Annotated in this window: 16 protein-coding genes; all 16 read right to left on the reverse strand. The window is 44.2% G+C overall.

Annotated features, from left to right (window positions below):
- Positions 1–38 precede the first annotated feature (38 nt).
- On the reverse strand, positions 39–2411 hold the full coding sequence (locus tag MKY24_RS24440) for a copper amine oxidase N-terminal domain-containing protein (RefSeq protein ID WP_279835463.1): 2373 nt from the start codon (positions 2409–2411) through the stop codon (positions 39–41).
- A 544-nt stretch (positions 2412–2955) separates the two neighbouring features.
- Positions 2956–4302, reverse strand: a complete 1347-nt coding sequence (locus MKY24_RS24445; protein WP_339201053.1) for an efflux RND transporter periplasmic adaptor subunit — start codon at positions 4300–4302, stop codon at positions 2956–2958.
- Between the two features lie 19 nt (positions 4303–4321).
- A complete protein-coding gene (locus MKY24_RS24450) occupies positions 4322–7459 on the reverse strand; it encodes an efflux RND transporter permease subunit (RefSeq protein ID WP_023990691.1) in 3138 nt (1045 codons plus the stop codon).
- 352 nt (positions 7460–7811) lie between these two features.
- Positions 7812–11831, reverse strand: a complete 4020-nt coding sequence (locus MKY24_RS24455; protein WP_071558134.1) for an S-layer homology domain-containing protein — start codon at positions 11829–11831, stop codon at positions 7812–7814.
- A gap of 190 nt (positions 11832–12021) precedes the next feature.
- Positions 12022–13152 carry an MraY family glycosyltransferase gene (locus MKY24_RS24460; RefSeq protein ID WP_028542169.1) on the reverse strand — a complete coding sequence of 377 codons (1131 nt, stop codon included), beginning with the start codon at positions 13150–13152 and terminating at the stop codon, positions 12022–12024.
- A 137-nt stretch (positions 13153–13289) separates the two neighbouring features.
- Positions 13290–14051, reverse strand: a complete 762-nt coding sequence (locus MKY24_RS24465; protein WP_081047531.1) for a WecB/TagA/CpsF family glycosyltransferase — start codon at positions 14049–14051, stop codon at positions 13290–13292.
- Positions 14052–14059: 8 nt separating this feature from the next.
- Entirely contained in the window at positions 14060–15196 is a 1137-nt protein-coding gene (csaB, locus tag MKY24_RS24470) for a polysaccharide pyruvyl transferase CsaB (protein WP_209940558.1), read from the reverse strand.
- Positions 15172–17187: a DUF5693 family protein gene (locus MKY24_RS24475; protein WP_339201055.1), complete on the reverse strand. Its 2016-nt coding sequence runs from the start codon at positions 17185–17187 to the stop codon at positions 15172–15174. The genes csaB and MKY24_RS24475 overlap by 25 nt, the downstream gene beginning before the upstream one ends.
- A 259-nt stretch (positions 17188–17446) precedes the next feature.
- Positions 17447–19165, reverse strand: a complete 1719-nt coding sequence (locus MKY24_RS24480) for a phospho-sugar mutase (protein WP_339201056.1) — start codon at positions 19163–19165, stop codon at positions 17447–17449.
- A 98-nt stretch (positions 19166–19263) separates the two neighbouring features.
- On the reverse strand, positions 19264–19710 hold the full coding sequence (gene fabZ / locus MKY24_RS24485) for a 3-hydroxyacyl-ACP dehydratase FabZ (RefSeq protein WP_013312312.1): 447 nt from the start codon (positions 19708–19710) through the stop codon (positions 19264–19266).
- 904 nt (positions 19711–20614) lie between these two features.
- The gene (locus MKY24_RS24490; protein ID WP_028542171.1) at positions 20615–20827 is read right to left on the reverse strand and encodes a DNA-directed RNA polymerase subunit beta; all 213 of its coding nucleotides are present in this window, start codon (positions 20825–20827) and stop codon (positions 20615–20617) included.
- 10 nt (positions 20828–20837) lie between these two features.
- The gene (locus MKY24_RS24495) at positions 20838–21665 is read right to left on the reverse strand and encodes a flagellar hook-basal body protein (RefSeq protein ID WP_023990701.1); all 828 of its coding nucleotides are present in this window, start codon (positions 21663–21665) and stop codon (positions 20838–20840) included.
- Positions 21666–21678: 13 nt separating this feature from the next.
- A complete protein-coding gene (locus MKY24_RS24500; protein ID WP_023990702.1) occupies positions 21679–22563 on the reverse strand; it encodes a flagellar hook-basal body protein in 885 nt (294 codons plus the stop codon).
- A gap of 121 nt (positions 22564–22684) precedes the next feature.
- The gene (locus tag MKY24_RS24505; protein WP_013312317.1) at positions 22685–23683 is read right to left on the reverse strand and encodes a rod shape-determining protein; all 999 of its coding nucleotides are present in this window, start codon (positions 23681–23683) and stop codon (positions 22685–22687) included.
- Between the two features lie 171 nt (positions 23684–23854).
- Entirely contained in the window at positions 23855–24142 is a 288-nt protein-coding gene (gene spoIIID / locus MKY24_RS24510) for a sporulation transcriptional regulator SpoIIID (protein WP_007432737.1), read from the reverse strand.
- Positions 24143–24343: 201 nt separating this feature from the next.
- Positions 24344–25084, reverse strand: coding sequence for a M23 family metallopeptidase (locus MKY24_RS24515; protein WP_013312318.1), 741 nt, complete (start codon positions 25082–25084; stop codon positions 24344–24346).
- Positions 25085–25108 lie beyond the last annotated feature (24 nt).

A 25108-nucleotide genomic window follows, 5' to 3' on the forward strand; every position in this document is an offset into this window, starting at 1 on the left:
TCATCTAATTCAGTTAACTCAAAAGAGTTGCTCTTAAATTAGTTGTTGTTTTCAACAGTTACTGTTTTAGCAGTTGCATCGTAGTTGATGGATGCATCCAACGCTCTGCTCACCCAGAAGATAGGCAGTACAGTACGGTTTTTGTTAGTTACAGCTTTAACGTCCATACGAATCACAGAACCGTTAACAGTCAACAGGTTAGTGTTCAGTTTGATTTGAGCAACGCGGTCACCTTTAATCAGGGTAACTGTGGAAGTTGCTTTGTCAAACAGGATGTTTTGTGGGGATACACCCAAAGCTTCAGCTGCATAACGTACTGGCAAGTAAGTGCGTCCGTTTTCAGCATAAGCAGCTACATCAGAAGTTTTACTTTCGCCGTTCACAGTGTAGGAAGTGCTTCCCAGTGTGAAGACAGCTTTAGTTTTAGTAGCACCTGGAGCTGGAGTTCCAACAGTTGCGATTGCTACTTCAGCAGCTGCAGTGTTGTTGTCTTTCCAGTTTTGAGTGTTGTCAGTTGCGCCTTTGTAAGCAGTGTAAGAAACTGCGCTACCTTTCAGCTTAGCAACGATGTCGCCTTGAGCTACAGTACGGTCAACAGTCAGCTTAGGAGCCGAGATTGTGATTGTACTTGGAGTAGCACTTTCGCTATCGATGTAGAAGCTCAGACGGCCTTTGTTGCTTTCGCCGTAAGTATCAGTAGATACGCTCTTCACTTTAACGTCACCAGCTGTAACTTTTACTTCTGGAGTAGAAGCAAAACGTACGCCTGTTGGCAATTCCAAGATTACTTCACGGCTACCGTCTTTCTTAACGAAAGCTTCTTTAGCAGCTTCAGTGATTGTGATATCGCCAACTTGTTGGTCGCCCAGACCGATTGTCAGGGTTGGTTTGGAAGCAGCAGCCAGAGTAACTGCTTGTTTCACAGTTGCAACCTTAACAGTACCGCTCAGACCTTGGCTACCAGCAACATCAACGTTCAGATCGCCAGAGAAACCTGGTTGCGTAGCAACTTCAACGTTTTTCAATTTCAGACTACCAGCATCAGTTGTGCTGTTAGCGTTGTTGAAAGTCAATTTCAAAGTACGTTTGTCAGAGTCAGTATAGGAAACCTCTGCTCCACCCAAACCGTTAGTGTTCTCCATAGAACCGGAGAAGTTGCTTCCTGGGTTATTGCTTTCAAAAGTTGACTGCCAACGAGCACCTTCAGGCAGACGCAAAGTTACAGTACGTCCTTTTACGAAAGAACCAGCAACAGTTTCTTTAATTGTAACATCACCAATTTTTTGCTCATCATGACCAGCAAGAATTGTTGATGGAGTAGCAACGGAAACGCCACCACCGATTTGACCATAGCTACCAACTACGAGGGAGCTAACATCAGTTGTTGCATTACCAGAGATACTAACTGTAACGTCGCCTTCTTTTGCACTGTTTTCATCATCAACATAGAATCCTACAGGCAATTGGAAAGATGTTTGGTCGTCACTTACTTTTTTCAAAGACAAAGTAAGCGTATCGCCATCAGTAGAGTAGTTCACATCTGATGGTTGAATTGCTTTGTCTGTCTTAGAAGTAAACAAAATAGTGGCTGGGCTTTTAGGAGCGGAATCCCATTTGAAACCACTAGGCAATTTCAACTTAATGTTGCTATTACCCAAAGAACCAGCTGTTTCTTCTTTAACTTTCAAAGTTGCAGTAAAGTTTTCTTCACTGGATACTGTATCAGCAGCAGACAAAGATACTTGACCAGAAGAAACTACGTTTGCAATTGTTGCTTCACCGCTAGTGAAACCACTTGCAGAAGCTGCATCAAAAGTAGCTTTTACAGGTCCATTGCTAGGTCCGTTAACATTAATTTTACCAAAGTTCAGGTAAAGATCAACGCTATCTTTAGAGTTAGTAAAGTTGAAAGTCACTCTTGCAGAGTTATTAGTGAGCTTCTCTACAGTCAAACCTTCACCCGGAACGTATCCAGTTTCTGCACGAGCTGCAGCATCATCATTGTTATCGCCTGGATCAATGTAAACACCCAAACCATAAGTAGAATCAATAGCAGTAGGGACAACACCAGGAGCAGTAGCGAATTCAAAACCTTTAGGCAATGTAACTGTGAAAGATTCATTTTTGCCAACAGAAGCTTGGCTTACGTTAACTTTCACTCTACCCAGAGTAGTGTTAGTAGTTTGGCTCGAACCAATACTAGGAGTATTAACAGCAGAATAGCTAGAAGCTGCATGGATTGCAGTTGGTGCAGTCAATGCTGCGATTGGAGCTGCAACACCAGCAACCAATGTTGCTGTTGCCAGCACGTTGATCATTTTTTTGTTAAACTTTGTCATAACCTTTTTTTCTCCTCCTTGAATATAACCAGAAATATTATTTTTGTCTTTTTGTCGGATCTTGTCACTCATCAGTCGTTACACCTCCTTTCCGAGCTTTATGAGAACCCTTATAAAATGATATCTGTGACAATATCACAGAAGCTTGGAATCTAGTTGAAAGAAAGCGTCCATTTATGACGTACTCCAGTATTATACAATGTGATAACAATGCAGTAAAGATTTTTTTTAGCGAATTTTGTCTTTACGCTTTTGTACCCCTTTGTTTCATACTCACCCAATTAGACGTAGCATGGGTTCAAAAAGTTGCGTCTGTTTCAAAAAAAATTTTTTTATTTTTTTTGATTATGTATTCCGCTTCCCACAGTAATAATTATACTATTGAACCTGTTCCTCCGTCATCCTACAACTTTTACCTTATCAACCTTAAATGTACAAGGATTATTTTCGTACATTTAAGTCGGTCTTTAATGGAGTATATTCGCTAAGAATTATCCATAGAATATATAAAGCACATAAAGTCTATAGATTCCCTTGAAATCTAATACTCTAATACACTTTAAGTAGTAGGAATGACGGAGTAACAGTGATTTACGGTAAATATAACCGAGACAAATTACTTCACTACATTAATCTTCGCGCCATCCGTAAGCAGACTAACGCCCTTAACGACAACATTTTGTCCTTCAGCAAGCCCCTTGGTTACCTCAATCTGTTTGGCACTTTCCTGGCCTGTCTGCACCTCTACCCGCTTAGCCACTGTTCCTTCCACTACATAAGCATACTTTTTTCCTGCCTGCTCCGTAATGGCATCCTGCGATACCAAAATGTTTTTAGGAGCTTCTGATTTCATGTATACAGTTACAACCATCCCTGATTTTAATTCACCTGAACCATTAGGAACCGAAATCTCGACAGGATATGCCTTGAGATCATTATCCATTACCGGATTGACGGCCGATACTCTGGCCTCAATTCGCTTATCTAAGGAGTCCACACCTACAGTCACAGATGAACCCACCTGCAACTTAAGAAGCTCAGATTCAGAAACGTTAACTTTAGCAATAATAGGATTGGTATTCGCTATTGTAGCAACCGCGGATTGTGCACTAACCATTTGCCCCTGGGTTCCTGTTACTACCGATATCGTGCCGGAAATCGGAGCTTTGACTACAGCATCCACCAGTTGACTACGTGCTGTGTCTAAACTGGACTTAGCTTGATTGACAGAAGCACGAGCTACGTCAATGCCGGTTTTCTGTTGTGCAAGACGTAATGATTTTTGAGCATTGCTATATGTTGTTTGTGCACTTTCCTTGGACGTTTGCGCATTGTGAAGTGTGATCTGTGCATTCTCCACCGCAGTCAAAGCTCTTCTATGCGCTATTTGAGACTGCTCTAACTCGGATTGAGATAGAGCGCCCGCACTAAACAACTGTTGGTTGCGATTGAGCGTATTTTGAGCATCACGCACGGAACTCTGAGCATCGACCAGACTGGTCTGAGCTTGGGTGATAGTGTTGTCTTGCTGTACAAGCGCACTTTTCGCTTGATCCACGCTGGACTCTGCCTGTTGCACCGATTGCGCTGCGCCTGACTCAGCCTGCTTTAAATTGGCCAGGGCAACCTGGTACGATTCCTGGGATTGCTTAATCGAGTCCCGCAAGTCCTTTTGGTCTATAGTAAACAATGTGTCGCCCTTATTTACTTTTTGCCCCACTGTAAGGTTAATGCTTTGAATTTTGCCACTAATTTTCGGAGACACCTGAGCCGTCTCTTTAGGAGCAAAGCTTCCAATAATACCTGTTGAATCGTTAATACTACCTTTGGTCACTTTTGCCACTTGGACCGGAGTGGCTTGCTGCGCCGTAGTCGGTGCGGCAGGGGCCTCCCCCCCACCGCAACCCGCTAATGCAACTGATAAAAGCAAAGTTGTAGCAATCAGAGCACTTTTTTTATTCATTATGTTTCTCCACCTCACCTTATATATGAACACTTTTTTGTAGTTTCGCTTCTTTTTTTAATTCTCTCTTCGCTTGTCTTTTTAATTTCCGATTCTTACGTTTTTCTATCATATTATCCATGATGACGTAGACTACCGGAATAAGAATCAATGTTATAACAGCTGCGAAGGATAACCCGAACACAACAACAACTGCCATCGGTGCTTGTGTCTCGTTACCACTGCCTGTAGCAAATGCCATTGGGAGCAAAGCTAGTACAGTAGCCAGCGTGGTCATCAAAATCGGACGCAACCGCTCAGACGCTCCATGAATAATAGCTTCATCCCGATCTTGGCCGTCTTTTCGGAGCTGAATTATAAAGTCAATCATAACAATGGCATTGTTGACGACCAAACCGACGAGCATGATGTAACCTGTCAAAGCTGAAACGCTGAGACTCGCCCCGGTTACAGCTAAACCGATAAGCACACCAATTACCGTAGGTGGAACGGAAAACATAATAACAAACGGTGTGAGCAACGATTCGAACTGTCCTGCCATAACCATATAAATGAGCACGACAGATAGCAAAATAGCTATCGCTAAGTTCATGAAAGACTCCATCATTTGTTCATTTTGGCCGCCACCCGTATCTGCACTGTAGCCCTCTGGGAAGTGAGTAGTCTTCAATAGAGCATCTATTTTTTGATTAATAGTAAGAATATCCCCTGTTCCATCAATATCAGCTGTAATCTGCACTTGACGCGTTTGGTCTTCACGAGTAACAGTATCGGGTACAGTCCGTTTATCAATACTTACTACGGAAGACAAAGGTACATCAATACCTTGCGAAGTGGTGATCCGTAAGGCTTTTAGATTTGACAAATCATGGCGGTTTTTCTCTGGCAACGATATCTTCACATCAATCTGATCTTCACCTGTACGATAGCTTGTGGCGACTGATCCATTAAAAGAAGTATTCACTGCAGATAAGATTTGGGTCGCTGATAAGCCATATCGACTTGCAAGTTCACGATTAACGGTAATCTCATATTCTTCGCGAACAGCACTCAAGGTACTTTTCACATTGACCGTACCCGGTATGTTTTTTACGTCCGCAACGAGATTGTCCGAGAGTTCTCTCAGGACGTCAATATCGTCACCTTTTAAGTTAATATTAACAGCCGCTCCGCTTGAAAGGCCTGTTGTAGACGCCATTGTAATCTCTGCATCTGGAATGCTATCAAATTTTTTACGAAGGCCATCAACTATAACATCTGTTGCCTGATGTCCATCCTTCAGTGTTACACTTAGATCTGCTGAGTTGGTTGGAGCTGCCCCTGAATAACCAGAATTGCCACCAGAACCAACAGTCACTGTCATTTTATCTAGATCCGGAACTTTCAAAATTTCTTTTTCTATATCTTGAACAACCTTTTCCGTTTCTTCCAAGACCGTTCCATTAGGAAGTTTCACATTAATTGTGAATTCCCCAGTATCGGATGCTGGGATAAATTCAGCCTTAACGAAAGGAACTAGAGCCCCAGCTGCCACAAACATTAATAAAGTAATAATTAACACAGATTTTCTATGGTTAATTCCCCACTTCAGTATACGGCGATACCCACTCTTAAATTTCTCGAAACCAATATTAAACCACACAATAGGGTTAACACCCTTATAAGTACCTGAAGAATAAATGGATTCATCTGGCACGGTAGGTAGCCAACGTGATCCCAGCATCGGCACAATCATAAGGGATACAAGCAAGGCTGCAATGTGAGAGAAAATAACTGTTAACGCCAACGGTTTAAATAGAACTCCCGCAATTCCGTCAACAAAAACAACTGGTAAAAATACTACGATCTGCGCAAGTGCAGATGCCATAACGGCATTACCCACCTGCTTGGAGCCATCAATAGCCCCTTGTAGCATGCTTTTCCCTTCATGTCGCTGTCTAAAAATATTCTCAATAATAACAACCGCAAAATCGACAAAGGATCCTAACCCCAGAAGCAAACCGCTCAGTGAAATAATATTAATGGTTTGTCCGGTGAAATACATCATCATAAACGTAGCTACGAAGGAAATTGGAATAACGATAGTAGCAATAATGGTAGAACGTATACTATTCAAAAATAACAGCAACACAATAGCTGCGATAATAAGTCCCAATATAGCATGCTCTACTAGTGAGTGTACGGAGTCGCTAATCGGTTTGGATGCATCTGTTACCATCTCCAATTGAGTTCCCGGAGGCAATTCCTTCCGTATCGAATCTAAACTATCCTTTACAGAATCGGCGATTGAAAGGGTATTCCCCCCTGTGGCTTTAGTAACAGAAATATTGATACTTGGCTTTCCGTTATAGGTAGAAATGGTTGTAACATCATCCAAGGAATCTTCAACTGTCGCGATGTCCTTTAGCTTAATGCTTCCCTTCCCTACTGGAATTGGCGTTTCACCCATTTCTGAAACAGCTTTGTATTCACCTTGAACCCGAAGTTGGATTTCTGTATTACCTCGGTACACCGAACCAGCAGAACCCGCTACGTTATTAGACGATAGCGCTTGGCTGATTTGATCTAGCGTAATGCCATAGCTTTGAAGTTTGGCTTGGTCTACAGTAATCTTCACAAGCCGAGCTTGCCCACCTGACATGTTGGCTGCAGCTACTCCCGCAATTCTTTCAAGCCGCGGCTCAATAATATCTTCAGCAATAGGCTTCAACTTGTTAATATCCTGGTCTCCTGTAAGAGAGAGCGTAATAACCGGCGTTGCGTTGAGATCCACCTTAAGGACACGCGGCGAATTAGCCGCCTTGGGAAGAGACCCTTTAACCCCATCAACTTTATCTCGCATGTCGAGGGTTGCTTGATTGATATCTACTCCCCAGTTAAATTGAATCATGACCATAGATGTTCCTTCTGAAGACTCGGACATGATTGTGTCCACGTTCTCAATAGAAGCCAGACTTTTCTCAATAGGTTTAGTAACCAATTCCTCAACTTCTGTAGGCGTTGCATTTGGAATACTAGTCACCACTGCAGCGAATGGCAGCTTCATATCCGGCATTTGCTCTACAGGAAGTCTTAACGCAAAAATACCGCCCCCGATTAACAAAGCAATAATTAACATAAATACTGTTACAGGACGGCGTATTGAAAACTGAGACATCTCATCACTCCCCACTCACTTCTCTATGTAATATTAAAACACACACATCCTCTACTACGATGAAATAGGCGTAAAGTTTCAGATAAATGTGCAAAAAAAACATATAGAAAAATAATAAACACATTTTGAGATAAATACTTAAAAAAAAGCAATTAATTACAGACGTTTAAGCCAAATCCAAAACCAAAAACATTGTAAGGCTAATCCACAATTTTTACCTCATTGATATTATGGCATAGGCCCTTAATCCCAGTCAAATAGCTGATTTATAAAAAACATCCCTCTCATGTATATGAAAGGGAATTACCATTTCGCATGGAGGGATGTTTAATAATTTCAGGTGTTTTGTTGATTAGATTTTAGGAAGCAGCTTTTTATCAGCCATAACTTTAGCTACAATAATCGCTGCATCTCCGCGCAAGGTCAAGGAAGTAGGATTAAACATATATCCCTTTTTCAGATCGCTTGCATCCACAGGTGACCCTGTGATAAAGCCTTTTTTGGCAATAGCCAATATAGATGCTTGCGCATAGTAATCAATCTTGTCCGCATCTTTAAAGGTCTTAGACAGGTTCTTCATGATCTTGTCATGATCTGTTTCCAGCTTCAAATTCAATGCCTTGGCAATAATGACTGCTGCATCTTGGCGTGTGATTACATCTTCCGGCATAAAGATTCTTGGTTGCGAACCTTTGACAATACCGGCGCGTGCAGCTGTTTCAATATAACGATAATCATAGAGCGCATCTGCTGATATCGTATTTGGAATAGACACGTCGTCGAAATGCTTCGCTCCGCTGAAATTAAGCGGAATTTGCAGACCTTTGACGATCATAGACGTAAATTCGCCTCTTTTAATGTAGCTGTCTGGTCCAAAGCTATTAATCGGATCCATTGGGTTCATAACACCTTTAGCCAAGATGGCTTCGATGTAATCTCTGGCGTATTTATGCTTAATGACATCACTATACGTTTCTCCAACTTTAGCAACTACATAGTAACCGAAACGATCAAACGGTACCTTAATGGTATGTTTTTTCGGATCCACCACACCACCAATGTTCTGCCAATCTTTAAGATCAGAATCAAAATAGAACACCGTCATTTGTTTCCCTGCATCCTGAGCGATACTGTTATCATACGTCAAAGTTAATGTTGCACGCTTGGATGGTACTAATTCATTAGAAGGATCACGCCAGTAGAAGTTTTTAATCTTGCTACTGTCATTTTGCGACTTGTTAGCCAATTGATAAGGATCGGCACCATAAGTTACCGGATCGTAATCATCTGTTTTAATGTCATCTGCTGTACCTGGGTCAATCCAGAATACTGGACTTGACTTGGTAAAACGATTTGGGAATTCTCTGTTAAAGTATCTACTTCCATCTGCAATCAAGCTCTGCATATCCGACAATGCTTTTTCGGTTTCAAATTCATGACGATCGACCACACCATCTTCGCTATTTGCTATTGCAAAGTACAAAGTGTGACCAGAGAAAACCTGGTTTTTGAACTGTTGCGGTTGATCGTAATCCCGACGAATCAGACTCGTTCCCTTTGCAAAAGCAAGTGTAAGATTGCCATCGAACACTTTGTGCGATGTTTTCATCGCTTCCATGTACTGCTCACCAGGAATATTAGTAGGCACATATTTAACAGTAATGGTCTGTTTCAATTTTTCTTTGCCTACAGTAACCACTACGTCAATTTTATTATCTTTGTTGGCTTTTAGACCTGTAACGATGGCTTTGTAAGTAGATGGATAATCAATGGTACCATCATAATCAGAGTCGAATCCCTCTTGAACTGCTGTTTCTTTACCTACCGTAACACTATCTGCATTACCTGCGTTTACAACAACTTGCACAAAGTTTTGATTCACGATTCTCTTTTCAGGGAGCGGACGCAAAATATCAAAAGATGTGGATTGACCGGATACTTGCAGTCGGAAAGTAGCAAATGGTCCGCTCTTGCCGCTATTGTACAAGGTAATGTTATAAGCTACTGGTGTTCCATCTTGCGAAATAGTTTGGTTTTTCAACACAAAGCTGAAATACTTTTTGTCCGGATGGTAGTACACAAGCAGGTCTTTTAAATCTTTATTTGTAAATTTATCTGTAGTAGAACCGGAATTGTATGTTGTCTTAGCATCTTCTGCTGAGAAAAACTCGTTACTCAGCGTCCAGTTGACTTCACTGTCATCCGATCCCTTAATCTCCAAAATATATTGATCTTTATTAGCAATATCACTTAACGAACCATTTACCTGATCTGCTTTACCCAAATCAGCAATACTGAAAGTACCAAATACATTGATATTTTTCAGGGATGTATTGTAGTTGGTGTCATCCACTTTGGTGAAATTAGCATCTTTTGATTTCGGAGCAATTTCGCTATATTTCGGCGTATTGCTCAAGCCGCTAACTGGCGTAAAAGGGATGATTCCTTGTGTGTTTGGAACAGGAATTACTGGAATATTCGTCTGTGTAAAGTTTACTTTTACCGTATTGCTATACTCAATACCTGGCTTGTATACAAACTTGATTTCATTATTCCCGTTCGCCAAGGCATTGGCTGCGGCTGTCTCTGAGGAAGCAGCAAGCTTGAAGTCCGCTCCTGAACCATCCAAATCAACCAATACATTATTAACATACAGGAATACATTTCGGTTACTTCCAGTGTAATGAATATCTGCTGCGTTACTCACATCAAGTAATTTACCTTTAAAGTTGCCCAGCTGAGTCAATTTATAGGTATTCAAGTTTGAGCTGGATGTATTCAACGGAATTTGTTGCCCATCATAAATCGTATCGTATTTCATGAACGGACCCTGCAACAGATTCACTGTTGCTTTAATTAACTTAGTCGAGTCACCATTCAGATAAAAATTCAGTACATTTTGTCCTTCTTTAGGCAAAGTGTCTACATAAGCAACAATTTTCTTCACTTGCGTTGACTTACCATTAATTGTACGAATTACATCTTGAGGCTGCCCTACAGTATGAACCGCTACTCCGGAAAGCTCACTAATTGAAGAAGGTGCACCATTAACAACGATAAACTCCATACCTACAGGTACAGATGCAGCATCTGTAGTCTTGTTCTTCATAGAGCTACCTGTTAATTTCATAGCTTCATCTAGAGCAGCTGCCTGATCAGACCCGCTTCCATTAATTCTGTTCAACAATTGAGTATTAAAATCAGGAAGATAGTTAACATCATCAATATACGGCTGAGTGCTACTGCGCAATGTAAATTGGACAGCCGATGGAGCTGGAGGTGTACTGCTATCCGTATAAGTTATGCCCAGGGATGCCCTGGTCAAATGATCAAGTACAGCTTCCGAAGGTACAGTCACCTGAAATGGATATACTTTATAGCCATTTGATGTAACTATATTTGCAGTATCAATTGTAGCATCAACCCCAGTCGCACTACCCACAGCACTACCATTGTTACTCACATCGGTAAAACGTGCATTGATTGTGGCCACTCCTGGATCGGTCGCACCAGCTGGTACCAAAACGTTACCTTTTAAAACCACACCACTTGTAGACGATACAGTAAAGTCAGGCGAAGTGGTCAGATCGGCAGAAACATTCCCATCCTTGTTCAAGGTCAAATCAGAGAATTCCGGTTTACCCGTATAAATCGTAATTTCACGTGTAACTGTGAGGGCCTGAGTCCCGTTGCCCACTTTAATAGTCACTATATTTTTACCTGGACTGAGTACCACACTACCTGTTAATTTATATGCGGTATAAGAGTTAACTGTATACGTATTACTGCTTTTTGCAGACGTGAGCGTTACACTGTCAGCATTAGGAGCCGTACCTTGAATGACTACTTTTACATCATCCGTACCGCTATTGCGTGCGTCTGTCAGCACTGCTGTCTGATTCTCTAGCAACTGCTCGGTTGCACCATTCAGCGTAGCAGATAGATCATAAAGCTTAGGCCCATCTTGATACTCAATGTAAATGGAGTCCTTCATATCAGCCGAATTTTGGCTGCTTTGAAATGTAATCCGGTTCAAACCAGGAAACAGTTTAATGTCTGTAACTTTAAGCGTAGAGCCACTGACCGTAATTCCGCCTTTTTGACTCTCGTTCTTATTAACCACGTTAAGGTTTGTTCCATTTTTAGAGAGTTGGAATACACTATAAGATATAGTACTTCCGTTCACTCCGTTAATCGTACCGTTAACTGTAACTCGGTCAGTGTTTACCATTCTAGCCGAATCCACATCATATTTTTCACTTGGAAAAATAAAATAAGTTCCCGTCGCAGCATGAGCCGTACCTACCAGGGCCGCCGGCACCAAGCCAATGATGAGACCAACCGTCAGCAACATGGATAGCAATCGTTTCAAATCATTGTCCTCCTTTGATTCTGTCGCACCTTGGGGTACGTAATCATTCAATACTTTTTTTATCGGTAGTAAACATACAAAAAATTAGTAAATTCTCAAAAAAGGAGGGAGTTTTTTTACAGCAAACATCAAAAAAGCCTTCAAACCCGCGGTATACCGCCAAGCTTGAAGGCTTACTTTTAAATTAAAATTATAATTTCGAACGTGTTTGGGAATCTGGCTTAGCCAGCAACCGAATCAGTGTATTAATAACTGGGCGTTTGGTTTTGCCAACAAGACCAATAACCTCTGCACCGATCTGTAGGAAGAACATCATAATACAAATCACGACAAAGGTGACCCAGTTCGCTTCATTAAGCGCAGCAGACGATTGAATCACCGCCAATACACCGAAAAATGCAGCAATACCGTAGATAATCAACACCGTCTGTCTGTGACTGAAACCTAGTTCGCGTAAGCAGTGATGCAAATGACCTTTATCCGGAGAGAAAATCGGTTTTTTCTGCAACTTGCGACGAATGATAGCAAAGAATGTATCTGACAAAGGTACACCGATAATAATCAATGGCGTAATAAAAGATACGATAGCAATTTGCTTGAAACCAAGCATGGATAGCATGGCCAGAGAGAAACCTAAAAATAATGACCCTGTATCACCCATGAATATCTTCGCAGGATGAAAGTTAAAAAATAAGAATCCGATAATACTGCCCAGCAGCACAAGACAAAGCATAGCTACCATGTAATTGCCCATCAGTACCGACATCACAAAGATAGTTCCAATCGCAATTCCTGAGACACCTGCAGCCAGTCCATCCAGACCGTCAATCAAATTGATGGCATTCGTTACACCTACGATCCAAAAAATCGTAAGCGGAATGGAAATCCAGCTTTCCAAAGATGAGTATGCATCCTGAAAAGGTACATTTACAAAATCTACACGAATATCAAAAGCAAACACGACCATACACGCAACGGCAATTTGAGCCAAAAATTTCAATTTTGCATTGAGATCAAAACGATCATCGAGAGCACCAATCAGTGTAATCAGCGTACCACCAATCAGAAAGGCTGCGATAAAGTTAATATCCCGAGAGGACAGCATTCCGTCAGGCACAAAAGGTAACACCGCCAATAAGGACAACAGAAATGCCAAGAAAATCCCCAGTCCGCCAAGACGCGGCATAATTCGGGTATGTACTTTTCGGGCATTCGGTACATCGACGGCTCCAACCTTCACAGCGAATTTCTTGACGAGCGGTGTCAGTAACAGCGCAAGTCCCAGTGCCATGATGAACCCAATAATATAGATCAATAACATTTGATCATTCGACCCCCAATTTTAAAGCAATCCCTTTTCAGATGTAACCGCATTGAATTATACTCTGATCAAAAATAAATACCAAGCTTCATATTCTGGCAAATTAGCGGGTTTTGTAGGCAGATTCAAGCTATTTATCACACTTTTGTGACGTTTTCTTTTTCGCGCATCACTTTCGCGGCGAATTTCGGCAGCGCAAGCATTCTTTTGTAACGGCTTGGCTCTTTAAGGAGTCTATATAACCATTCAGCCCGTAGCTTTTGAAACAATTTAGGTGCGCGTTTGGTTCTGCCTGATATAACATCGAAGCTACCGCCAACCCCCATCATCACCGGTACACCCAGCTGTTCCTTATATTTACCAATCCAGGGTTCCTGCGTGTCCGCTCCACGTGCTACAAACAACAAATCAGGATTTGCTTCACGAATGGCTGCAATCACGGCTTCATCCTCTTTAGGTCCAAAAAAACCATCACGCTTGCCACAAACCGTAATTGCGGGATAAAGCTCATGTACCCGCTTTGCGGTCGCTTGAATCACCTCAGATGTTGATCCCAGTAAATAAACCTTCCAATGATAGTTTTCTCCAGCTGCAAGTAATTCATGTAACAAGTCAAAGCCCGCTACCCGCTCAGGTACAGGATGTCCTACATAGTTTGCAGCCCAGACCACGCCAGTCCCATCCGGAACAATCAACTCTGCCTGTTTCATCACGTTCATGTATACTGGATCTTCCAATGCAGCCATTACCATAATCGGATTGGCAGTGATCACTTGATGGGGCTGGCGAGACTCCACTGCTTGAATTAATACATTTAATGTATCTTTCATATTAAGCCTTGATACCGGAACACCGAATATCGGGACGGTAGGCACATTCGTAACCTTATCAACTGTCACTGTATCCATCATCCTTTGCGACACAAGTAATTAACGATATGTTGTGCCGGTAAGCGAGCCTCACTTTTTAACAAAGCAATGGCCGCTTCCTGGCTCTCGATCCATTGACTTCGCTGATCTAGCAACCGCATAGACTTATTAGCCAGTTTTTGTCCATCCAGTGCCTCTGTAGTGCCTACAGGCTGGCTACCGACACGGCTGAGGAAATGGTCAATTTTAGGATCGTAGGATATCCCCAACGGAGGCACCTGGTGGGATGCTGCATAGATCAAGCTGTGTAATCGCATCCCGATCATCAAACTGCAACGGCTGACTTCCAAAAGCATCTGTTGAGGATCAGTGACTTGATCACACATGCTGACAAGGCTCCCCGTCCCCCTAATATCCCCCAACAAATCCATTACCATCCTTGAAGCCTGCTCGTCATCAGGCAGATGGAAAGGTAAAAAGCGTAAGTGTACACGGCGCTCAGCAGCTAATCTTTTTAAGCCGTCCGCAATAGCCGTTAAATCGCGACGTTCCTTATCCCAATAACGTACAGATACGCCAACGATCGGAAGTTTATCCATAGCAGTCTCAAATGCTGCTTTATGCAGCTCGGAACCCGGGGGCAATGGAAGCCCCATTACCGGATCAGGAACAACTTCGACAACCGGGCGCTTCAGTTTCATAGTACCCAGCAGTGCGGCAGACTGCTCATCTCTTACAGAAACATATTCACAGCGCTGAAACACAGAACGGATCATAGGATAAAATATCTTCCGTTGTACCGGACCAATGCCCTGAGCATATACAAACGTCGGCTTTCCAGCCCATTGGGCCAGTTTCAGAATTGCCAGATAATACGGAATGCTTTTAGGGCTTGTTGCATCCTGGAGCAAACTCCCGCCGCCACTTATAAGCCCATCGCTGTTTTTAATCGCTCTACGAACTTCCCCCAGACTCATCCGCGCTACAGCTTCTACTCCGTACATTTTCTGTGTCCAAGCGGGGTCAGAAGACAGAACAACAGGCTTGATTGTAATCCCCGCCTGACGACTCTCCTCCTCTAAAGCTGTCAAAATCGACTTAAGCACGGCCTCATCTCCACTATTGCGAAAGCCGTAATAACCCGAGATGATTATCGTTTGAGCTGTGGTGACCATTTCTTCCAACACCCTTCCAGCACTTGCCACACGACAATTGCGATGATTCCCAGCACCAGACCGAAGCCCAATCCTAACAGCCCGCGACTAAGCGACAGTGCCGCTGGAGAGTGAATGTGAGCAAAGGTATCCACCATAGAGGCTTGACCAATAGCAGCTATAATCAGTAAATAGATTGCTTTGCGATATTTCAAAGCCAGGAACGCCCCTGCAATAAACAGTGGGTGAGCCATCAAAAATTCCTTATTGCGCGGACGTACACCAAACGCATTTTCAAGGAAGTTCCGGAAAACCAGCTCCGTGTTCGACACCGTACCCGCATTTCCGGTACGAGTCAAATAGTAATAGCCTGCGGCTGCGATAACAGCCAGTGCGATCACCCACAATACAGTAATCGGCGTACGTAGCAGCTTGGAAATTTCCTCCCGTACAGAAACACCTCGATAAAAGAAAATATATATCGCTGCTAAGAAGATCGGCAGAATGTGAAGCAAGCTTACACCTCTAAATTGGTTCAGCACAAGGCTGTAAGCAATACTATTCAACAGAGCAATAACAAAAGGCACTGCAGCCAGCGACAAAATCGCTGTCTGTACGTACAGTATAAGCGTTTGAATCAAACGCTGACCTACAGAAAGTTCGGACCCCTGTTCACGTTTAATTCTAATCGTACGCACGGCGATAATCATTGCAACCGTAGGTCCGCTAATCGCCGCGAGTAGGGCTAGACCTTGCTCCATCAAGCTGGAGTTCAAAACATAAAGTCCTGCTGAACCTACCAAACCGAGTGAAAATGCCAGCAAAGTCAATGCCGGGACGAAATAGGACACCATAATGGAGAAGAATGCCAGTGCACCCAGTACGACAATCATTTTCAGATAGCGCTGAATGGACGAATCGACGACTTGGAACGGTTCAGCCTGTCCAAGTTCAAACCCCTTTTTCTCCATCCGTTGTACAGCGTTACCCGGCTTGTCCAAGCTGTGGATTAGGTTATCTACCGAATCCTTCACCTTGGCTTCAGCAATACTACGGCTAGGCGCGGTATTCAGATACAACATGCGAATATTACGATCCTTGGTAGCCAATGCAAAACGATCGGCCAACGTTTCCACATCGAGCGTTGAATCTTTATCGCTCAATGAGTATAAACGCACAACGTTATAATGGATATCGTAAGCGAGCTTATTGAAGCCTGCTTGCGGTTTTTTTAAGTTTTCGATAGCAGCTAGGCCAATATCGTATTTGTTCAGCAATTTAGCAAATGCCGCCAAGCTATGCTCTTTCTCGTTATCAGTGAAGCCTTTGACTGAATCACCTTCAAACAAAATGCGTTTTACACCATTCTGCTGAAAGGAAGCAAGCATCTCTTCCGTCAACTCCTGGTTGTAAGGAAGACTGTCGCTCATCCGTGGAACAATAAAAAATCCTTTGCTCCGAAGCTGCTTCATCGCAATCGGGTCAGGCTGCATGGGCTTGAGATACGCATCCTCTGGAGATGTTTCCACAACTAACCCTTCCTGTCCCTGATAAGTCCAAGGTTTTACATTGATGTCCAGGCTTGTAAACGTACGTAAAATTAACGGCTTTAATGCCTCGGCATTTTCTTTATCAGCGAAAACAATATACGTAAAATTCTCATTTGCAGGTGAAAGCCGTTTTTCCATATCGGCAACGTTCTGAGTCGTATAGGTTACGACGCGACCCGCTTTACGGAAATCATCCAACGTACTTTCATACATAGCCATGCTGTTCACACCCGCTTGCTGTAAGCGGTCAAGTTGCTCATTCAGATAGTCCTGCGGGTGAGCCTGATACGAGGCTGCCTCCGTCAAATCCCGATAATCGAATACAATCTCTACTTTTTTACTCGAGGATTCTGTCTTCACACGATCGGCGATGACCGGAATGGAAGCCAGCAAGCCGACAGCCACCAAAATCCATAACCATTTTCGAGAAGCCGTATTCCAATACTGCCATTTCTGATACACCAAAGAACCTCCTTAATATTCGGGATTTTGCAAAATTCAATGCTGCCCGCCTTGCCGTACTCAGCCTTTTGGTAGGTCACTCATTGAATTTTGCAAAATCCTCCGTTGCCGGAATAAGGCTATTTTCCCAAAGCCTCTTCCAGGTTATTCTGCAATACAGAAATGACCTCCACGGCGTACTGCCCTTTGCCGTGAGAGGTCACCGATTACTATATCTTATCCAATTACCTTAACCTATTCTATTATAAAGGGATTTTTCTCAAGCGTCTACGCGAGCCATAACAGCATCGACCAGGTGGCTGATTCTTTGCTCCGCGTCTGACAGCGATGAACCGCGTACCGCGAAGTATACTTTGATTTTTGGCTCCGTTCCCGAAGGGCGCAGGCAAAACCACGAACCGTCCTCCAGTAAAAATTTGAGTACATTTTCCTGTGGAAGTCCGTCCAGACCTTGTGAGTAGTCCAGTACCTTGTCTACCTTCACGCCTGCAATCTCTTGAGGCGCGTTGCTACGCCAATCGGTCATTTTGCCCTGAATTTGTGCCACTCCATCCTTACCCTTAAGGGTACGAGACTCCAGCTTCTCAAGGAAGTAGCCAAACTGCTCATACAGCTCTTGTAAAACATCATAGAGCGTCTTACCTTGTGTGCTGTAATAAGCAGCAGCTTCAGCGATCAGCATAGCCGCCAAGACAGCATCCTTATCGCGAGCATAATTCCCTGCCAAATAACCATAGCTCTCTTCATAGCCAAACAGGTAGGTGTACTCGCCAGTTTCGTCAAACTGGTTCATTTTCTCGCCAATATACTTGAAGCCAGTTAGCGTGTTAAACACAGTTGCTCCAAAATGTTCGGCAATGACTGCGCCCATTTCGCTGGTTACGATGGTTTTGATAACCGCCCCATTATTCGGAAGCTTGCCTGTTTCTTTTAGCTGATTCAATAAGTAGTAAACCATGATCGCGCCAGATTGATTGCCGGACAATACCACATATTCGCCATCACGGTTTTTCACAACTGCACCCATGCGGTCAGCATCAGGGTCTGTTCCGATCAACAGATCTGCACCAATTTTCTCACCCAGCGCAATTGCCAGCTTAAACGCATCACGTTCTTCCGGGTTTGGCGACTTGACAGTCGAAAATTCAGCATCTGGGAGCTCTTGCTCAGGCACTATATGCACCTGTTCAAAACCGATCTTCTCCAGCACACGACGAACCGGTTCATTTCCAGTACCATGGAGAGGTGTAAACACAACTTTGAAGTTTTTGCCTGGTCCGGCTGCAATCAGCTCACGGTTCACACTCACACTGGCTACCGTATCTACAAACGCTTCATCTTCCTCTTCTCCAAGCCAAACCAACAATCCCTGTGCCTCTGCTTCCTCACGTGTCAAACTGCGAATGTCGGCAAAAGAAGGAACCTCACGGATATAACTAATTACCTGTTCAGCCTGATCTGGAACAAGCTGACCCCCTTCATCGTTGTATACCTTGTATCCATTATACTCAGGAGGATTGTGACTCGCTGTCACAACGATCCCTCCACTGGCTCCCAAATGACGTACACTAAACGAAAGCTGTGGCGTTGGACGCAAGGAAGGGAACAACTTAGCCACGATACCATTGCCTGCCAGCACCAAAGCTGCATCCAGAGCAAATTCTGGTGAAAAATGACGCGAATCATGTGCAATGACAACCGAAGGTTTGCCTTCTTTACCAGCATGCTGTTCTAAAATATAGCGAGCCAGCCCTTGAGTCGCACGTCCAATGACGTAACGGTTCATCCGGTTACTTCCTGCCCCGATCACTCCACGCAGACCGCCTGTACCAAATTCCAGCTCTTTGTAAAAGCGATCCTCCAGTTCCTGCTCGTTGCCTTCCAATGCGCGCAACTCCTGTTTAGTCTCTTCATCAATATAAGGGTCTTGCAGCCAGCTCTCAATGCCTTCTAATGCTTTTTTACTCAACTGCGTCATACGGAATTTCCCCTCTCCATTTTTGGGTTGTCAAAACAGGATTTCTATGTACACATGCACTCAGTTCAGACGTCGTACTTATGTCGGCAGAGCTTTATTTATTGGGGAGGGTCAGATAAAGCAAACATAATTTCGCCCTCAGCTACTACCGTATCGCCTACTTTAGCCGTAGCTTTCCCTTTGCCAAATGCGCCTTTGGAACGAGTGATTTCCACTTCAAGCGTAAGCGTATCCCCAGGAACCACCTGTCCACGGAAACGGAAACCATCCAACCCTGCCAAGAACCCGATTTTGCCACGATTGCTCTCTAGATGCAGTAATGCGACAGCCCCAACTTGAGCCAGTGCTTCGGTGATCAACACACCAGGCATAACGGGATACCCCGGAAAATGTCCAATGAAATGAGGCTCATTCATCGTTACATTTTTAATGCCCACTGCTCTTTTCCCTTCCTCCAGCTCAATAATACGATCTACCAATAAAAATGGCGCTCGATGTGGGATAATCTCCTGAATTTGATTAACATCCAATTGCAATTTGTCCATTTACCTTAATAACTCCTCCCGCTTGCAGGTTTGACTCTGTATCAGTCATGAGTTACTGCAAGCATAATATTACCCCGCCTGCGCTGCATAAAAACAGCTCTTGGCGGCAACAATGTTAGATATCCTTCACCTACTGCAGAAGTGGAGGTTGAGATAAGGGGCTTTTTCCGCCGGTTATGCAACCCGAGGCGCGAAGAAGCCCTTTTGCCCGTGCTTGGTTTTACCCCGCAGTGTTATAAACTTCCCCATCATTATACAGTTATCAGATACAAAAAGAAAATTACGCGGAAGTACCATATTGGGTGCTCCTATTATGGGGGTGAAGCGAAGTTTCATTTGAGCCAAGGGGGGGGAAGGGCTACGTGATTTATTTGATCTTCCGATCGCTGTTGCCCCTAAATTTTTTCATTTTATAATACCTGCAAGGTTAAAATTTAGGGGCAAAGGCGAACGCTATCGCTTCTCCAGATTCAAATAAACCCCTCCGCCGAGTTACTTTTGGCTCAAAAGGAAAGCCTCGCTTCAATAATACTCGCTTGCCGTGAAGGGCAGTGAAACAACCGAAGGCCTCTGCGATTGTGTCCAATGGCTGCAAGCTGCCCGTCACTGCATTTGAAGGCTCCTGCCTGAAGGCATAACAAAACCCTGCGCCACTGGCACAGGGTTTTGTTATTCTATACTCCCCACACAAATTGCGGGGGGGTTATTTTAATAAAAGTGGCCCTGATGGCGGGTAGCAGCGGAGCGAAGGATTTGAATCTGGAGAAGCGCGAGCGTTCGCCTTTGCAAAGGGATTTTTACATCTGAATAATTTATCAAATAAGAAAATCCCGCTGCAACAGCGATCGTATGATCAAATCATTCGCGGAGCGACCTTTTCCCGCCCCCACTCATTTAAAGTAAACTAAGGCGCAAATATAAGATCAATCACATGCTGCCAGGTTTTCCATTCGAATACACCTGACAACCCTTGCTTACCTACAATTACATATCCTGCAATTAAGCCGCCTAACAGCGAGAACAGGAGCAGCAACGGAACTACGAAATAACGAGCAGTACGCCAGCGGGACTTCGTCTTTTCAGGCACCGGACGGGAATCAGATTGTTCTTCTTTCATCACCAAATCCTTAAGCCCTCAGATTGTTGGCCAGGTTCATCATCGTATCACTAGAAGTTAATGCCCGTGCCGCCATTTGATACATCCGCTGAACTTGCATCATATCCGTCATTTCGCCCGCTAAATCCACATTAGATTCCTCAAGATAACCGGAACGCACAGATACGTCCGCTGGAACAGCACCTGCCACACCTGCAGCTCCGAATACATTTGCCTCTGTTATACCATTCAACAACACGAACAGGTTATCATCCCGCTGTTCCAGTCCTTCTGGACGCTGTACATCCATTAGCTTGATTCTCTGACCAACTGTCGGAGCCCCAGTTCCATTAGCACGAATCAGCAATTCGCCATCCGAGTTAATAGCCACCTTGGAACCCGCTGGAGCAGTCACAGGAACATCATTGTTATCCAGCACGGAATAACCTTCAGCAGTGGTCAACATCATCGTCGCACTATCATTCGGATCAGGAACAAAATGAAAGCTACCGTCACGGGTCCAAGCTTTTTGCCCATTTCCCTGAACTTCAAACATGGCATTACCTTGAATCGCCAGATCGGTAGGAAGTCCCGTCTCCTTGAGCGGACCTTGCTCCATATTTTTCATGATTGCGGCCGTTTTAACTCCGTAGCCCAAATTATAGCCGAGCGGCATGGCCCGTCCATTTTGGAGATACGTTGAAGGCTGTTGCTGCACATTGGCCAATACATCTTCAAAGGAACCCTGTTTACTCTTATAACCCACTGTATTGATATTAGCAATATTATCGGCAATTAAATCCAAACGCTGCTGCACACTGGCCATAGATACCATTGCGCCAATCATGGAGTTGTTCATCACTTACCCCCTGTTATACACGGCCTACTTCATTAACGGCCTTGTCCAAGCTTTTATCATAAAATTGAATTACCTTCTGATTCGCCTCATACGCTCTTAACGCAGCCATCATATCCACCATGGACTGTGAAGCATCTACATTAGATACCTCCAGATAACCTTGACGAACGGATACAGCATCGTTAGCAGTCATCATTCTAGCTGTAGCACCGTCAGTATCATTCAGGCGAAAATTCCCATTGCCCTCACGAACGAGCTGGTACGGACGATCAATGACACTAATACCGAGCGTCGTCCCCAATGTCTGGTTGGACTGGCTATCTACCAATTCGCCCCGCTCATTTACTTTAAGCTCTGAGACAGCCCCCGTCAATTGAATCGGGTTTCCATTCGTATCCAGCACCGCTGAGCCAGTCGATGAAAGCAATGCTCCCGCTCCATTTACTTGAAAATGTCCATCACGTGTATAACGAACGTTACCATTACTGTCCCGCACCGTAAAAAACGCTTCTGGACGGTAGGTGACTTCACCGTTAGCATTGATGAATTTCCCTGCCTGATCAAAAGCCATAGGTTGACCAGTAGCTGGGTCGTTCACATTAATATTGGACTGTATCGCAAAATCCGTCGCTTGTCCACTGTCCTTTAATGCTCCCTGAATGTAAGGGGAGAGGCTTTCCTCAGCAAAAACGCCAGTATTGAGCTTGCCGACCGTACGGTCCGGGTTATCAGGGTTACCACCCGTCATGGAAATAAGCATTTCGGGGAAAGAACGCTGAACACTGTTCTCCTGTTTGTATCCCGTCGTATTCATATTAGCAATATTTTGCGTCACGGTGTCATGGCGTCGTTGTTGTGTCATCAATCCGGCGGCCGCAGTATATAAACCTCTCAACATGTATCGTGCACCCCAATCCTATACTCTGCTAAAATCATATGCTCGCGCGGAGGCACGAAAGCCAAAATGCTAGGCAACCTGTCTGACCGCACACGAGTCTCTTATAGTCACTATCGGCAGATTAGAACTTTTTCTTAACCACATGATCCAAATTATCCAGCATAATTCCTGTACCTTTAACAACACAATGCATCGGATCTTCGGCAACCAGTACTGGAACACGCAGTTCTTCAGCAAGCAGCTCGTCCAATCCGCTAAGCAAGGCACCGCCACCAGTCAAAATAACACCGCGGTCAATAATATCAGCTGACAGTTCCGGTGGGGTCTGCTCCAATACAAACTTGGCCGCAGCAACAATCGCCGATACAGGATCTCTAAGCGCATCCTGCACTTCATCCGCAGAAATACTTAACGTTTTGGGCAATCCGGATACCATATCCCGTCCACGGATGTCCATCTCTGCACGACGTCCGCTCGGATGCACGGTTCCGATAGCAATCTTGATATCCTCAGCCGTACGTTCCCCGATCAGAAGCTTGTACTTCGTTTTTACATATTTCATGATGGCTGTATCAAATTTGTCCCCTGCCATTTTAATGGAAGAAGCTGTTACGACATCCCCCATAGAGAGGACTGCAACGTCAGTCGTTCCGCCACCAATATCCACTACCATGTTGCCGCTAGGCTCAAAAATATCCATTCCTGCTCCGATGGCAGCCGCTTTTGGCTCTTCCTCCAAAAATACTTCCTTGGCCCCGCTACGCTCCGCCGCTTCACGAATCGCTTTTTGCTCCACTGAGGTAATGTTCGTCGGCGCACAAATTAGAATACGAGGGTGGCTGTACCAGCTTTTTCCCCCTACCCGATTGATAAAATATTTTAACATCGCTTCTGTTACTTCAAAATCGGCGATGACACCATCACGTAATGGACGGATGGCTATGATATTACCAGGAGTACGTCCCACCATACGGCGCGCTTCCTCTCCGACAGCCAGAACTCTTTTTGAATCGCTTTCTATCGCGACAACGGAAGGTTCGTCAAGAACAACCCCCTTCCCTTTGACGTGGATAAGCACGTTGGCCGTACCGAGGTCGATACCGATATCATTACTGAACATATTAAAAAGGCCCCCAAAGTGATATTTTAAAAAGCTAAGATTCGACAAGAAGCGGCAAATATATGTATAAACCTACGGTTACATGTCATTTTTCGTCTTGTACCATCTTTTAACATATCATACTTCAGGGGGTTGATTCAATGGCTTTGCCAGCCAATTCACTATATATTTTTAGGACTTGCCAGAAACGAGAATCTCCCTTCGTTTGCCACTCGTTTTTTTGTACTTAATTTTCGTCGCTTCTCCTCCCCGCAGATGGCGGATGGATTTATGGTATTCGAGAATGTGCTTCACCTGATCGGCAAGATCCGGGTTGATTTCAGGCAGCCGTTCGGTCAGATCTTTATGCACCGTGCTCTTGGAGACACCAAATTCCTTGGCAATCGTACGGACCGTATTCCTTGTTTCCACGATACAGCGACCGATTTTGATGGTCCGTTCCTTGATGTAATCGTGCACGCTCCCGCCTCCCTACTGTGGATAGTTTGGTACATTATATGAGGAGCGTGCCTATATATTCGCGGTTTGGCGGGAAGACATGCTTCCGAAGGCCTATTTATTTGGCAAAAGCAGCTTATGTTTACCTTATGCACAAAAACTACACAAGAAAAAAGCAGGGAATGTGGATTCCCCGCTTTGCATGCAAAGCCATGACCAAATTTATTTTTTAGGAAGCAGACCTGCTGGATTCACCGGCTTGTCATCCTGATACACTTCAAAATGCAGATGTGTTTTCAAATCCTTTTCAAGCTCGTTACGACCCGCTGAAGCAATCACATCGTTTTGTTTCACTTGATCGCCTTCTTTTACTTTCAGATCACTCAAGCTTTGATACACCGTTTTGAGATTATTATCATGCGTGATTTCTACGACACTACCTACCAGCGGATGTTGTTCCACACGAGATACTTTGCCACTCAGGGCGGCTCTCACTTCAAACGCCTGATCGTCGGCCCGGGAAAGATCAATCCCAGTGTTAGCGGTAAATGTTTTATCGTACTCTACCATAGCTGCCGCCTGCTCATCAGCGGTCGCGTTCTCATCAAAGAACGGCTTTACGACCTGTACTGCGCCAGCATCTGCTACTGGCCATGCGATATTTTCCGACTGGGCAACTACTTCCACGCTTTCTGGCTGTTGTCCGTTAACATCGGTGTTCACTGCACTTGTGCTTTGTACCGATGGACTAGCTGGGTCAGGTTTGAAAGACTTCTGGCTGGCATCCTGATAGACCCACACTAAGGTTAGTATAATGGCTGCTGCGGCAATGTAGGCTGCCGGGTATGCCCACCTTTTGGACAACAGCTTTTTCCACGAAGACGGCCGTGAAGCTCTTCCACCCTGAAAGGTTTTGGGTGTTTCTTCATGGTTTTGGTTCTGGTTTTTATTTTGTTCATTCATTTGCTCATCACCTCAGTAACCAGT

The organism is Paenibacillus sp. FSL P2-0322, assembly GCF_037975315.1.
In the GTDB taxonomy this organism is placed as follows: domain Bacteria; phylum Bacillota; class Bacilli; order Paenibacillales; family Paenibacillaceae; genus Paenibacillus; species Paenibacillus polymyxa_B.

Bases quoted from the DNA above. Each gene is read 5' to 3' on its own strand.
- fabZ (WP_013312312.1), bottom strand. From the start codon at position 19,710: ATGGACAAATTGCAATTGGATGTTAATCAAATTCAGGAGATTATCCCA.
- MKY24_RS24440 (WP_279835463.1), bottom strand. From the start codon at position 2,411: ATGAGTGACAAGATCCGACAAAAAGACAAAAATAATATTTCTGGTTAT.
- csaB (WP_209940558.1), bottom strand. From the start codon at position 15,196: ATGGTCACCACAGCTCAAACGATAATCATCTCGGGTTATTACGGCTTT.
- MKY24_RS24500 (WP_023990702.1), bottom strand. From the start codon at position 22,563: ATGTTGAGAGGTTTATATACTGCGGCCGCCGGATTGATGACACAACAA.
- MKY24_RS24515 (WP_013312318.1), bottom strand. From the start codon at position 25,084: ATGAATGAACAAAATAAAAACCAGAACCAAAACCATGAAGAAACACCC.
- MKY24_RS24490 (WP_028542171.1), bottom strand. From the start codon at position 20,827: ATGAAAGAAGAACAATCTGATTCCCGTCCGGTGCCTGAAAAGACGAAG.
- MKY24_RS24505 (WP_013312317.1), bottom strand. From the start codon at position 23,683: ATGTTCAGTAATGATATCGGTATCGACCTCGGTACGGCCAACGTGCTT.
- MKY24_RS24450 (WP_023990691.1), bottom strand. From the start codon at position 7,459: ATGTCTCAGTTTTCAATACGCCGTCCTGTAACAGTATTTATGTTAATT.
- MKY24_RS24480 (WP_339201056.1), bottom strand. From the start codon at position 19,165: ATGACGCAGTTGAGTAAAAAAGCATTAGAAGGCATTGAGAGCTGGCTG.
- MKY24_RS24460 (WP_028542169.1), bottom strand. From the start codon at position 13,152: ATGTTATTGATCTATATTATTGGGTTCATCATGGCACTGGGACTTGCG.
- MKY24_RS24445 (WP_339201053.1), bottom strand. From the start codon at position 4,302: ATGAATAAAAAAAGTGCTCTGATTGCTACAACTTTGCTTTTATCAGTT.
- MKY24_RS24495 (WP_023990701.1), bottom strand. From the start codon at position 21,665: ATGAACAACTCCATGATTGGCGCAATGGTATCTATGGCCAGTGTGCAG.